At 69.5% G+C, this 12819-nt stretch carries 10 protein-coding genes; 6 read left to right on the top strand and 4 right to left on the bottom strand.

What is annotated here, in order from left to right; all coding sequences use genetic code 11:
- Window positions 1-70 precede the first annotated feature (70 nt).
- From D7V88_RS16545 to D7V88_RS16565, 5 genes are all read left to right on the top strand, one after another.
- Entirely contained in the window at window positions 71-637 is a 567-nt protein-coding gene (locus tag D7V88_RS16545; protein ID WP_120541610.1) for a DNA-3-methyladenine glycosylase I, read from the top strand.
- 87 nt (window positions 638-724) lie between these two features.
- Window positions 725-1108: a VOC family protein gene (locus tag D7V88_RS16550; RefSeq protein WP_120541611.1), complete on the top strand. Its 384-nt coding sequence runs from the start codon at window positions 725-727 to the stop codon at window positions 1106-1108.
- A gap of 106 nt (window positions 1109-1214) precedes the next feature.
- Window positions 1215-2789, top strand: coding sequence for an eCIS core domain-containing protein (locus D7V88_RS16555; RefSeq protein ID WP_120541612.1), 1575 nt, complete (start codon window positions 1215-1217; stop codon window positions 2787-2789).
- A gap of 3 nt (window positions 2790-2792) precedes the next feature.
- Window positions 2793-3206 (top strand): hypothetical protein, encoded by a 414-nt coding sequence (locus D7V88_RS16560; RefSeq protein WP_120541613.1) that lies wholly within the window; start codon window positions 2793-2795, stop codon window positions 3204-3206.
- 87 nt (window positions 3207-3293) lie between these two features.
- Complete coding sequence (locus D7V88_RS16565) at window positions 3294-4355, top strand: HEAT repeat domain-containing protein (RefSeq protein ID WP_120541614.1); 1062 nt, start codon at window positions 3294-3296, stop codon at window positions 4353-4355.
- 9 nt (window positions 4356-4364) lie between these two features.
- On the opposite strand, the gene D7V88_RS16570 is transcribed toward D7V88_RS16565, so the two are convergent.
- Both D7V88_RS16570 and D7V88_RS16575 read right to left on the bottom strand, forming a co-directional pair.
- Window positions 4365-8552 (bottom strand): Ig-like domain-containing protein, encoded by a 4188-nt coding sequence (locus D7V88_RS16570; RefSeq protein ID WP_120541615.1) that lies wholly within the window; start codon window positions 8550-8552, stop codon window positions 4365-4367.
- Between the two features lie 116 nt (window positions 8553-8668).
- Window positions 8669-9289 (bottom strand): LysM peptidoglycan-binding domain-containing protein, encoded by a 621-nt coding sequence (locus tag D7V88_RS16575; RefSeq protein ID WP_120541616.1) that lies wholly within the window; start codon window positions 9287-9289, stop codon window positions 8669-8671.
- Window positions 9290-9391: 102 nt separating this feature from the next.
- Between D7V88_RS16575 and D7V88_RS16580 the strand changes: the two genes are divergently transcribed.
- Complete coding sequence (locus D7V88_RS16580) at window positions 9392-10459, top strand: HEAT repeat domain-containing protein (protein ID WP_120541617.1); 1068 nt, start codon at window positions 9392-9394, stop codon at window positions 10457-10459.
- Between the two features lie 55 nt (window positions 10460-10514).
- Here D7V88_RS16580 and D7V88_RS16585 read toward each other — a convergent pair whose 3' ends face one another.
- Both D7V88_RS16585 and D7V88_RS16590 read right to left on the bottom strand, forming a co-directional pair.
- A complete protein-coding gene (locus D7V88_RS16585; RefSeq protein WP_120541618.1) occupies window positions 10515-11726 on the bottom strand; it encodes a glycoside hydrolase family 19 protein in 1212 nt (403 codons plus the stop codon).
- Between the two features lie 83 nt (window positions 11727-11809).
- The coding region (locus tag D7V88_RS16590; protein WP_120541619.1) for a glycoside hydrolase family 43 protein at window positions 11810-12819 on the bottom strand (1010 nt) is incomplete at its 5' end.

The following is a 12819-nucleotide window of genomic DNA, read 5'->3' on the forward strand; positions in this document are numbered from 1 at the left end:
CCGTTCAGTCCTCGTGGTAGCCCTGCCGCGCGTCCGCCTTCATGCGGGCGCGAGACCTTGAGGAGAGCGGATGCCACACCGTTGCGCCTGGGCCGAGGGCGACCCGCTGTATCAGGCCTACCATGACGAGGAATGGGGTGTGCCGGAGCGCGACAGCCGCGCGCTCTGGGAGCTGCTCATGCTGGAGGGGTTCCAGGCGGGGCTCGCGTGGATCATCATCCTGCGCAAGCGCGAAGCCTTCCGGAAGGCGTTCAAGGGCTTCGACCCGAAGGTCGTGGCGCGCTTCACCGAGAAGGACGTCGAGCGGCTGATGGGCGATGCCGGCATCGTCCGTGCGCGCGCGAAGATTGAAGCGACCATCGGCAACGCCCGCGCGTACCTGGACATGGCGGAGGCGGGCGAGGACTTCTCCACGTTCGTCTGGGGACTCGCGGGCGGAAAGCCCCTTCGCAACACCTGGACCGGCAAGGGCGACGTGCCGGCCAGGACCGCGCTGTCGGAGGAGTTCTCCAAGGCGTTCAAGAAGCGAGGCTTCAAGTTCGTGGGGCCGGTCATCGTCTATGCGTGGATGCAGGCGACGGGCATCGTGGACGACCATGTGGTGGGCTGCTTCCGGCATGGTGTGCGGCACCGCTGAAGTGGACCTGGGGCGGGCTGGCTTGCTTTGTAACGGTTCTCGCAGTGGCTGGACTAGAAACCCGCGACAACGATTGGGAGACACGCGATGCGCATCAACATCACCAGCGTCATGGTGGACGATCAGGCCAAGGCCCAGAAGTTCTACACGGAGATCCTGGGGTTCGTGCTGAAGGTGGACGTCCCCTTGGGCGAGCACCGGTGGCTGACCGTCGTCTCGCCCGAGGCCCAGGAAGGAACGGAGCTCCTGCTGGAGCCCATGGGCTTCGCCCCCTCGCGCGTCTACCAGAAGGCGCTGTTCGACGCGGGCATCCCCCTGACGTCGTTCGGCGTGGACGACTGCCAGGCTGAATATGAGCGGATGCTGAAGCTGGGCGTGGTGTTCCGGGGCAAGCCCACGCCCATGGGGCCCGTCACCGTCGCCATGTTCGAGGACACCTGCGGCAACCTCATCCAGATGGTTCAGGTCTGAGCGGATAACCCCGAGGGACCATCGGTCAGGTGGCCCCCTGCCTTGAGCGGGTGCTGGGATTACGACTAAGACCCAGTTTTCCAGTTTGACGCAGGGGGACAGCACGATGCGGATTCAACCGAAGCTACCGCCACCGGAGCCTCGCAAGGCGCTCGCGCCGGCGGGGAATGCTCCAGGCCGGCCGGCGGGCAATGCAGCCACCACGACCACGGCGTCCGGTGCCACGGCGCGCCGGGCGGGGTTCTCTGAACAGAGCGCGTTCGTCGGCAAGGCGCCGGATCCGACATCCACGTTCCAGCGTCAGTTCGGTGCGCTCGCGTCGGACAAGGAGAAGTTCCACGACACGATGCGCACCGTGTACGGCGAGGGCTACGACGCTGGCCAGGCCGAGCAGTTCCGGCAGAAGGCCCAGCAAGGGGACTTTGGCTGGCTGCCCAAGGTGAAGACGGTGTCCGCGGAGACGCTCCAGGGTGCCAACGGCGCCTATGACGCCGAATCCGGGACGGTGCTCCTCAACGAGTCCCTGGATCCGTCCCTGGCGGCCTCCACGTTCGTGGAGGAGGCGGGCCACCACCTGGACACGAAGCTCAACACCGAGGACACGGTGGGCGACGAAGGCGAGCTGTTCCGCCGCGTCCTGTCCGGCGAGAAGCTGTCCTCCCAGCAGGTGTCGGACATCCGCGCGGAGAACGACAAGGGCATCATCCGCGTCGACGGGAAGGACACCGCGGTCGAGTTCTGGAAGCCGTTCAAGTTCATCAGCGACGGCGTCAAGGCCGTGGGCGGGGCCATCGTCGACGGCGCGAAGGCCGTGGGCAACGCCATCGTCGACGGCGCGAAGGCCGTGGGCAACGCCGTCACGGGCGCAGCGAAGGCCGTGGGGAACGCGGCGGAGGTGGTGGGCGGCGCGCTGAAGAAGGTCGGCGTGCGCGCGCTCGACGGTCTTCGCAGCATCGGCACGGGCATCATCAACAATGTAAAGGGCGTGGTGCGCAACGTCGGGGAGGGGATGGGCACCTTCTTCGGCGGCATTGGAAAGCTGTTCCAGGGCAAGTTCGGCGACGGCCTGAAACAGATGGGCCTGGGGCTGGTGAAGACCTTCGTGCAGACGCCCATCGACGTCTTCCTGATGGGGGCCGGCCGGGGCATCAGCGCCATCCAGACGCTGATTGGCGCGGAGCCGGTGGGCCGCAAGCCCACCGCGGATGAAATCAAGACCCTGCGCGAGGTGTACGGGGACTCCATCGACTACTCCTCCATGCGCATCAAGGAGGGCAAGGCGGGGCTGTTCAGCACGACTGGCCGTGCCTTCACCCACGGCGACACCATCTACATCCCGCCCGACAACATGCCGATGACGCCGGACCTCCTCATCCACGAGGCGGCGCACGTCTGGCAGCACCAGAACGGCGGCACGGACTACATGAGCGAAGCGCTGTACGCCCAGAACTTCGGAGACGCGTACGACTTCGGGAAGGCCCTGGATGAGGGCAAGTCGTGGAGCCAGTTGGACCCGGAGCAGCAGGGGCAGTTCCTGTCGGAAGCCCACCGCGCGGGCTACTTCGCGAACCCCGCCGCCGGTTATCGGGTCCAGGATCCGGACACGGGCGCGATGAAGGACTACACGGCCCAACTGGAGGCCGCGCTCGCGCAGGTGCGCGCCGGTGAGGGAGCCCCCTAGGCCATGAAGTCGACGCGCCTGTCCGCTCCCCTGTTGTGCGCGGGTCTGCTGCTGATGCTGCTGAGCGCCTGTCGCCCGGTCATCCAGGTGACGCTGACGGCCGGCGCGCAGCAGCTTCCCGCCCCCCGTTTCGAGGTGGTGGATCCGGAGCACGCGGACCGCCCCCGCTACGACACCGTCCAGGTGATGAACCGGGAGGGGGAGCTGTTCTGGCAACTGCGCGCCGAGCCCTTCGGCGACAGCAACAGCGTGGGTGCGCTCACCTACGGGGAGGCCCCCACGGGCTTCACCTCCGTGGAGGGGCCCCGAGCGCTCCAACCCGGGGGGCGCTATGCGCTCTTCGTGGTGGGAAGGAACCGGGGCTCCGTCCACTTCGACGTGGATGCGGAGGGCCGCGTCACCGCGGTTCCTCCGTGACGGCCCGGGCGGGGCGCGGGATGATCGCCTGAACCCGCGCCGGTCGGAGGCCTTCCGATTGGCGCGCTTTCAGTGGAGGAGTGCCGCGTGGGTCGCGTCCCGACCGTGGATGAATGGGTGGCCCGACTCTCCGCGCGGGATGCTGGCGCGCGTGATGAGGCGCTGGAGGCCCTGGAAGAAGCGCTGGGGTCCGGGGAGGCGGAGTCGCGGGAGCGGACCGCCCGGGCGCTGATCCAGGAGCTGGGGCGCCCCGGGACGACCGCAATCAGTCCCATCCTGTTCCTGTTGCAGCGCGGCTGGTGGCCTCCTCAAGCGAGCCTCACCGAAAGCGCCGTCCAGGCCGTGCTGTCGACGCTGCCTCGAACGGAGGCCGGCTCCGCGGACCTGGAGCATGCGGCGTTGGTGCTGACCCTGGTGTGCAGGGTGGATGCATCCCAGCTCTCCGCGTTGGAAGGGGCGTTCGCGCATCCCCACCCGTCCGTCCGGAGCGCGATGGCGCGCGTGGTGGGGCGGCTGGGGAAGGACGCGCTGCCGGCGCTGCCCCGGGTGCTCGCCCTGCTGGACGATGAGGAGTCCGTGGCGATCTCCGCCCTGGAGTCGCTGGGGTCGCTCGCGGTGCTGGCGCCGGACGTCGCAGCGCCCCGGCTGCTGGAGCAGGTGCGCAGGACGGACGGCGTGCGCCTCTATCTGGCCCTTGTGTCGCTGCGGGGCCTGCTGGAGGAGCTGCTGTTGGAAGAACGGGCCGTGCCCTCGCTGGTGGATCCGGAGCCCGCGCTGCTCCGCGCGCTGGAGGAGCCGGAGCCGCCCATCCGCCAGGAATCGGTGTCCCTGCTGGGCCTGCTGGGCCCCGTGTCGCCGGTCGCGCTGGCGGCGCTGCGCGACCGGCTCCGGGATGAGAGTCCTTCCGTGGCGGCCAGTGCCGCCGTGGCGTTGCTCGGGTTGGGGGCGCCGTCAGCGGAGCCCCTCTTTCTGCTGAAGGGACAGTTGGGACAGGCGGCCCCCGAGGTCCAGGAGGCCGCGCTGTCCGCGCTGATGTCGGTGGACCCCGCCCGACTCCGCAGGGCGAAGGGAATGCTGGAGTCGGTGGTCGGCGACACGAGCGGAGCGACCCGTGTCACCCTGGATGAACTGCTGGCCTCGCTGGACTGAGCGCCGGCTTCAGTTGCCGGCGTAGGCGGACATGTTGCTGCCCGGGTAGCCTCCGGTGCCGGTCCAGGTGGAGGGCAGGGTCGTCGTCAGGCCCGGCTGCACCTTGTAGGAACCGGTGCCGCTCGTGTGTCGCCAGTAGACGTTGCCTCCGCCAGACGGACCGAGCACGGCCAGCCAGTATGTCGTGCCTGACGTCACCGCCTGCGACGTGATGGTGCAGACGTTCCACGCGTTGGCTGTCACCGTCGCGACGGTGCAGCTTTGGAGCAGCGCACCGGGCGTTCCGCTTCCATTCGCATACAGGCCGAGCTGGAGCGTGGTCGCCGTCGTCTGTCCATCCACGTAGATGCGCAGGCGTGTGACGTTGCCGGTGGCGCTCGCCACGTAATTGAACGCCGCCGCGACGCCTGCGTTCTCGAAGTCGGACGCGGTCAGCACGGTGCTGTTGCCGACCAGTACGGTGGGCGCGGCGGGAGTCGTCGCGCTGGCGTTGGCGGTGAAGGCCGAGGCGCCCGCGCCATTGGTCGCCCGGACCCGGTACCAGTAGCGGGTGCTCACGGCGCGGCCCGTGTCACTGAAGGCCGTCACGTTGGCGCCCGGCGTCGCCACCTGGGCGAAGGTGCCCGGCGCTCCGGAGACGTCCGGTGCCCGCTCCACCTGGAAGCCGCTCTCGTTGTTCGAGGCATCGGTCCACGCCAGGTCCACCTGTGCGGACGACACCGCCGTGGCCGTCAGGCCGGTGGGGGCCGCGGGCACGGTGGCGGCACTGCTCACGGTGATGGAGACGGTGCTGGACCCGGTGCTCGCGGCGGGGCTGGCGCTGTCCACGGCCACGGCCCGCACCGTGTGGCTTCCCTGCGCGACATTGCTCCAGGTGCAGCCATACGGGGTGGTGGTGCTGGAGCAGACCAGCGTCGCGCCGTCCGCGTAGAAGTCCACCCGCGCGATGCTCCGACCGAAGCCGGCGGATGCCGACGCGGCGAGCGCCACGGAGGCCGGCGCCGTGTACGTGGCATTGGCGACGGGGGAGGTGAGGGCCACCGTGGGTGGGTTGGACAAGGACAGGGCCACCGCGTCGGAGGTGGTGGCCTGGAGCAGGTCGTCGGTGGCCTTCGCCGTCACGCTGTGTGCGCCGTCCAGGAGCGAGCTGACCCCGCAGCTTACGGACGACGAGACGGGCGCCGTCACCGTGCACAGGAGGGTGGTGCCGTTGTCGAAGAACTCCACCTTCGTGAGCGTCCGGCCCGGCCCCGCCGTCGCGGTGGCCTGGAGGTTCAGGTTGGCGGGCGCGGTGAAGTTCGCATTGGCCGCAGGGGAGGTGATGGACACCGTCGGCGCGGAGGAACTGCCCGCGGAAAGGCCATACAGGGACGCATTGGACGCGCCCGCATAGACGGTGGAGCCGCCGAAGGTGGGGCCCGGCAGGGCGGAGAGGCCCGTCGGAGAGAAGCGCATGGAGCCGGTGGGCTGGTCCATGTAGCGGAACACGCCGCCGCCGTTCGCGCCCAGCAGGGCCAGCCAGTAGACGGTGCCCGACGTGAGCGTCACCTGCGGAGACGCTGTGCAGCCGTACCACTGGCCTGTCGTCAGCGGCAGCGGATCCACGACCGCCGTGGTGCAGGAGGAGAGCAGCGTGCCCGGCGCGCCGGAGGTGTCGCTGTAGACGCCGATGGACAGCGAGGCATTGGCATTGCCCGGCGCCGCGAAGACCCTGAGCGTCCCCAGCGTCCCCGTCGCGACGGCGGTGTACTGGAACGCGTTCACCGAACCGCCGTTGTCGTAGTCGTTCTGCGTCCCCACCGTGTCGACGCCCACCAGCCGCACGCCGCCAGCCGAAGCGCTCACCGTGAAGCTGATGGGCGTGGAGTTCGTGACGAGCGCCGGGCTGCCGCTGTCGGTGGCGCGGGCGAAGACGTTGGAGTACGTGCCGGCCGTCGCGTTCCACGTGCATGCCGTGCCGGTCGTCGTGAAGCAGAGTGACGTGGTGCCCTGGAAGAACTCCACGCGCGTGAGGGTCCGTCCCGCGCCCGCGAGGGCATTCGTGCCCAGGGTCGTGCTCCCCGTCGGCAACGTCGCGCCGGGAGCCGGACTGGTGATGTCGACCGTCGGCGGGCCCGCGACGGTGAGGGCCACCGAAGCGGAGCCGCTCTCACCCAGGCTGTCCAGGGCCTCCGCGGTCAAGGTGTGGCTGCCATTGCCCAGGCTGCTCGTGGCCGTGCACGTGACGGGGTTGGATGTAGGCGCATTCACGGTGCACAGCACGGTGCCGCCCGCGCGGAACGTGACGCTGGCGATGCTCCGTCCCGTGGTGGCCGTGGCGGTGGCCCCGAGGTTGAGCGTGGCGGGCGCGGTGAAGTTCTGTCCGGCGGAAGGGGCGGTGATGGCGACGGTGGGGGCCGTGGGAGGCGCCCCGGAGATGACGATGACGCCGCCGTTCGAATGGCGGATGCGCAGCGCGTTGTTGCCGGTGTCGAAGGTCCATCCGTCCGCGGCCAGGTCCGTGCGCTGCGACAGCGCGGTGCCGCCCGCCGTCACGGACGAGGGCACGAAGGCGAGGCGCAGCACCTCCGTCGCGTTGGCGTCATACGTGGTGTAGCGGACCTCGTTGCCGGGCCCGTAGGTGACGCTCTTCACCACGGAGGTGGTGCGCAGCAGGTGGTTCTGTCCGGCGGGCGCCCAGTCCGGCTGCGCGCCCATGCCGATGACGAAGTGCCGGATGAAGTCGCCCCAGCCGTCGGTGAACCAGACGTTGTTGGGATAGGGCCCGTCGATGGTGAGCCCGCTGTTGCGCACCATGTACGAGGCCCAGTTGAACGCGCGGAAGGCCTTGTCCTTCGCCGCCGCGTCCCCCGTGAGCTCCGCGTAGCGGGCGTTCACGGCGGCATAGCGAGAGGTGTGGCTGCCCATCTTGTAGTGGAACGCGTACTGCTCCTTGATGGGCCGCGCGCCGAACTCGAGCGTGTCCCCGAAGTTCGTCTCGATGAAGGCGATGATGTTCTGCACGTGGGTCTGCCAACTGGGGTCCAGGCCGGGGTTGTCCATCAGGAACTTGGCCGTCTCTCCGGGGACGAGCTGGTTCAGGTTGTTCGTCGCGTCCGAGCCCACGTCCTCGAAGTACTGGGTCCAGTTCTGCGTCGCGATGGGACCGTTGGGTCCCAGCAGCCACGCGAGCACGGTGGACTGCGTGGACTGCCATTGGGACAGCCGGGTCGCGCTGTAGCCGGGCGCGCCGTCGAGCGTGCCCGCCTGCCCCAGCCGGATGAGCTCCTGGTAGAGCTTGAGCGGCTCCACCACGTTGGAGGCGAAGTTGTCGACGATGTTCGCCCCGGTGCGCACGGCGTTGTCGGAGGCCCGCACGCGGTAGGGCCACGGCGACACGGTGGCGCTCGGGGTGCGCAGGTGGCTGGTGAGCTGGTTGGCCGCGTTGATGGCCATGTCCCGGTAGGCCGTGTTGCCATTGAACTTGAAGGCCTGCACGGCGGCCCAGGCGAGCGCGCCCACCTTCTCCGGTTGGAGGTAGCCCACGCCGTCCCCCACGCCCACCGAACCTCCCGCCGCCGCGCCGGCATACGTCAGCGAGCCGCTGGCACCGCTCGCGTAGGGCACCAGCGACCAGTGGTCGCCCACCGCCGTCATGCCGTGCGCCAGGTGCCAGTCCAGGAGCGCCAGTGCGGTGGTCCTCAGGCGCGGATCATTCTTGTAGGGCGAATACGTGAGGCCGGACTCCACGAGCATCGCGTACAGGCCGGCGGGGTTGTGCGGCCAGCCCACCGGCGAGCCCGCGGGAGAACACCCTGGGGAGGTGCCGCTGCACACGTAGGAGAACGCGTAGTACGCGGGCTTCGCCACCGACGGGTTCGTGAGGCCGCTCACGTCGGGCATCGCCAGCAGGTAGTTCTGGTTCAGCTCCAGCACGTAGTCATACGCGGCGGAGGAGCCCGGGTTCGTGGGCGGCGCCCACGACAGGAGCTTCCCCGTGCCGTCGCACTGCGCGGCGTGCTCGTCGATGCTGCCTCCTCCACTACAGGCCAGGGCCTGGCGCACCGTGGCGGTGCCGGGTGGGGACGCCTCGGTGGGTTCGGGGGCGCCGGAGGGCGCGACGCAGCCGGCGAGGAGGACGCAGGTGAGCGCGCCGAGGAGGCTCGCGCGGGAAGCGCGGCGGGAGCGGACGGACCGTTCCGGAAGGGGGGAGTGCATGGGGTGTGTCCCTCGGGGCCGTGAGCGGGAGGCTTCACGGGAGGGCTCGCACCAAAGGCAACGGCCCCGGAGACTGCTCTCCAGGGCCGCCGGGAACTGCCTCGTGCTGCTGGACCTCAGACGGGGATGAACACCCGCTGGGTGCCGTGCGTGCGGATGCCCGCGATGTGGTCGCTGGCTTCCCTGCCGTTGCCCAGCGTGACGGCGATGTGGCCGTGCGGGTTGCCCGGGCTGTTGTAGGCGTCGCTCACGATGATGGCGCCGGGGGGCAGTTGCTTGATCTGCTCGTCGGTGAGGCTGACCTCACGGAAGCGCGAGTCCTTGGCCAGCACGTTCCCGTACATGTACGCGGAAGGCAGCGGGTTCACGTTCAGGCCCGCCGCCGCCAGGGCGCGGTTGACACCCTTGGCGCACCAGCCGGTGGTGTTCATCGACGACGCCATGGACTGGGCGGAGGAGGCCAGTCGGCTCGCGTTCGCACCGAACGAGCTGGGAATTTCACCCATGGGCGCGGCGCCCGAAGCGCCGAAGGAGCCACCCGCGGCCGAGGACCGACCGCCACCGTTCGCGCCACCGGACTGGAAGCTGTCACCCTTGCCCGGAATGTTCAGGGAGTTGCCGGTGATGATCAGGTCCGGGTTCGAGATGCCGTTGGCCTTGGCCAACGCCGACACCGTGGTGCCAAACCGTCCGGCCAGCGCCGACAGCGTGTCTCCCCTCTGGATGCGGTAGCTCATGATGATGGTTCTCGTTCTTGGAAAACGGGAGTCGTGGCGGGATTATCGCCTGGAGGGGTCCCGGGTTGCGTCGTCCCCAAAAAACCCGCCCCAGGAGCACGCGTGAACAGCAGCCGGCCCGTCGACGAATGGGTAGCCCGACTCTCCCTCCCTGACGCGGAAGCCCGGGCGGAGGCCCTGGAGGCGGTGGGGGAAGCCCTCGGATCCGAGGACGTGGGGATGCGGGAGCGGACCGCCCAGTTCCTCCTGAAGGACCTGGCCCGGCCCGCCTCCACCGCCCAGGGGCTCATCCTGTCCTTGTTGCAGGCGGACTGGTGGCCCCCTCCCGCGCGCCTCGCCGCCACTGCGGTCCAGGCCATCACGGAGGCCCTGTCGCGCATGGAGGTGGCGGATCCGTCCGTGGGGGATGCCGCGCTGGTGCTGGGCAACGTGTGCCGGGTGGACCCCACCCAGCTTGCGGCCCTGGGAGCGGCGTTGGATCACGCACGTCCCGCGGTCCGTCACGCCATGGCCCGCGCGGCGAGCCGGGCCTTCGACGAGAAGGGCGTGCTGCTACCGAAGCTCATCGCGCACCTGGATGATCCGGAGGAGCGCGTGTCGTTCGCGGCGCTGGAGTCGGTGGGGGCGCTCGCGCCCGTGGCTCCGGAGCTCGCGGGCGCCGCGCTGCTGGCCCAGGTGCGCAAGATGGAAGGGATGCGCCGCTATCTGGCCCTGTCCTCGCTGCGTGCGCTGCTGGAGCACTGTCGCCTGAAAGAACTGCCCCTGCCCGCGCTGGGGGGCCTGGAGCCCGCGCTGCTTGGCGCCCTGGCGGATTCAAACCCCGCGGTCCGCGTGGAGACGGTGTCCCTGCTGGGGCTGACGGGGCCCGTGTCCCCGGCCGCGCTCACCGCGCTGGGAGGCCTGCTCAAGGACGCGAACCCCGCTCCGGCCGCGAGCGCGGCGGTGGCGCTGCTGCGCCTGGGAGCCCCGCCGCAGGAAGCACTCGCGCTGCTGGAGCGGTTGCTGCGGTCCGAAGGCACCCCGGAAGCGCAGGGGGCCGCGCTGTCCGCGCTGGAGGCGGTGGAGCCCGCCCTGCTCGTGAAGGCCAGGGACATGCTCAAGAAGGTCGCCCACGACGTGAAGGGGCCGGTGAAGGAGGCCCTGCGCGAGCTGCTGTCGGAAGTCGGCTGAGCAGGGCCGGACGCCGGAGCGGAAGGGGAGACCTGTCCGCCCCGGCGGGTGGGGCCTAGCAGCCCAGGTTGTTGCCGGGGCTCACGCCGAGCATGCCGCAGAAGCGCACGTAGGCGTCGATGCGGCTCTGCACCTGGCCGGGGTTGCGGCCATCGCACTCCAGCGAGCCATTGATGGTGCGGATGGTCTGCCCGAAGCCCGCGCCGTTCACGATGGCGTTGTGCGCCGTCATGGAGCCCGCGCCGGTCTGCGTGGTCCAGAACCAGAAGCCCGTGCGCCACGCCACGTTCGCGTCCTGCGCGATCAGGTCCGGGTTCGCCTGCAGGGGCAGGCCCAGTGCGTTGCCCGCCGCGCAGTAGTTGCCGTTCCAGGACAACTGCATGGGGCCACGTCCGTAGTAGCGCTTCCCCCCCGCGCAGGAGCAGCCCGGAGGTCCCCACGAAGTGTCGCAGTAGTCGCCCTTGTTGATCTCCTCAATGTACACGAGCCCGCCCGTCTCATGGTTGACGTTGGCCAGGAAGGCGGCCACCTCGCGCTTGCGGGTGTCCGCGTCGCCCGTGGTCGCGAGCCCCGGGAAGCTGCCCGCGGCGGAGATGAGCGCATCGTAGGTGTAGAAGCCGTTGCGGCTGGGGAACATGGCGTTGAACGTGTCGCGGGTGAGGATGCCGCCGAAGCCCGTTCCCCCGCCCCCTCCGCCACCGCCGGAGACCAGGTCGAAGGTCCAGTGCTGGTTGGCGGTGTACCCGTAGGGGTACTGGAGCAGCAGCGTCCCGTTGTCCGCGGAGCCCCAGGACAGGTCCACCGCCATGTCCGTGTGCCGCAGGTGCATGCTGAAGCTCGTGCCGCCCCGGTTCACGAACCGGAACTGCTGGTTGTTGCCGCCCACGTAGCTCCACTGGTGGATGACGGCGTTCGGCGCGGTGCTGACGCCCTGGACGTCCAGCCCCTTGCCGCTGTTCACGTTGATGATCTTGAAGTACCCGCCCGACGTCGGCGAGATGTGGAACTTCTGTGCGTTGGTGCCGTTGCAGTCCCACTGCTGCACCTTGGTGCCGTCCGCCGTGCCGGACGAGGCCACGTCGATGCACTTGTTCGTCATCGCCGAACGGATGACGTAGTCACCCTCCACGATGGACGACACGATGGCGGGGCTCTCCTGCTGCCCCAGCGTCTCTGGAGCCTCCCCGGAAGGCTCTCCGGAACAGCCTCCCAGCGCGCCCACCACTCCCAGCAACGACAGACAGCGGAACATCAGCGTGTTGGCCATGACGACTCCTGTGCGGCGAGGTCTGGCCAACATAGTCCGGCTGGCTGAGAAATCTCGATTTTAAGATTAAGCGGAGACCCGCATCATTCGTAGAACTTCAGGCTCCAGCCGGTGTTGCGTTCGGTGCCGCGCGTGTAGGTGATGTTGCCCCACCACTGGAAGGTGCCGGAGTACCAGTAGCGGCCGGACCAGAACGGGTTGGGCGAATCCGCCTTGGGCACGCCGTGGTAGGCGAGGGGGAACTGGGGGCCCGCGGGCGGGCTGGTGTTCGGGTCGCCGTTGAGCAGCACGAACGAGTGGTGGCCCACGCCCTTCGCGTAGAGGGTGGGGTCCCAGCCGCTCATCATGATGCCGCCATTGGCGCCGAAGAGGCAGCCGTTGGACTTGAACCAGTCCCAGACATACATCGGGTCGCCGTCCGCGCGCAGGCGCAGGTCCGCGAGGCAGTAGTTCGTGTCCCAGCTTCCGTTGGCCGAGTACACGACGTGGAGCTGGCCGTTCGGATCGATGATGACCTCCGGCCCTTCGTTGACGCGCGTGGGCGGATTGACGTCGGCCTGCTCCCACCCTTCGCGGGGCTGTGAGATGACCGCGCGCGGGCCGGTGATGGTGGTGGCGTTGGACATGCGCGCGATGAAGAGCGTCTGCTCGCCGTTGGAGTTGCCCACCCAGCCGGACCACACGAAGAAGCGCTGGCCCCGGTAGATGAACGCCGTGCCGTCGATGGCCCACTTGTCGTCCGGGAGTGCCAGCTTCACCGCCCCGGAGTAGCCCGCGTTGGGCGTCTGGGATTGGATGGCATACATGCGGTGGGCGCTCCCCGTGCCTGCCGCGAAGTAGATGACGTAGGTGGTGCCATCCCGGACGATCTGCGGCGCCCACACCTCGCCCAGGCCGGTGGGGTTGCCCCACACCTGCGTCCGGGCGGCGCTCGCCAGCGCCGCCACCGACGCGGCCGTCCGCACATAGAGCCGGCTGCCGTCCGACTCCGCGGAGATGTACGTGCTGCCCACCCGGATGATGGAGGGATCCGCGTTCTTGATGCCCAGCCGCACCGGCTGTTGGCGCTCGCCCACGTCCGAGGGGAGGGGAG

The organism is Corallococcus terminator, assembly GCF_003611635.1.
GTDB classification, from domain to species: Bacteria; Myxococcota; Myxococcia; order Myxococcales; family Myxococcaceae; genus Corallococcus; species Corallococcus terminator.

Bases quoted from the DNA above. Each gene is read 5' to 3' on its own strand.
- D7V88_RS16545 (WP_120541610.1), top strand. From the start codon at position 71: ATGCCACACCGTTGCGCCTGGGCCGAGGGCGACCCGCTGTATCAGGCC.
- D7V88_RS16585 (WP_120541618.1), bottom strand. From the start codon at position 11,726: ATGGCCAACACGCTGATGTTCCGCTGTCTGTCGTTGCTGGGAGTGGTG.
- D7V88_RS16560 (WP_120541613.1), top strand. From the start codon at position 2,793: ATGAAGTCGACGCGCCTGTCCGCTCCCCTGTTGTGCGCGGGTCTGCTG.
- D7V88_RS16550 (WP_120541611.1), top strand. From the start codon at position 725: ATGCGCATCAACATCACCAGCGTCATGGTGGACGATCAGGCCAAGGCC.
- D7V88_RS16555 (WP_120541612.1), top strand. From the start codon at position 1,215: ATGCGGATTCAACCGAAGCTACCGCCACCGGAGCCTCGCAAGGCGCTC.
- D7V88_RS16570 (WP_120541615.1), bottom strand. From the start codon at position 8,552: ATGCACTCCCCCCTTCCGGAACGGTCCGTCCGCTCCCGCCGCGCTTCC.
- D7V88_RS16575 (WP_120541616.1), bottom strand. From the start codon at position 9,289: ATGAGCTACCGCATCCAGAGGGGAGACACGCTGTCGGCGCTGGCCGGA.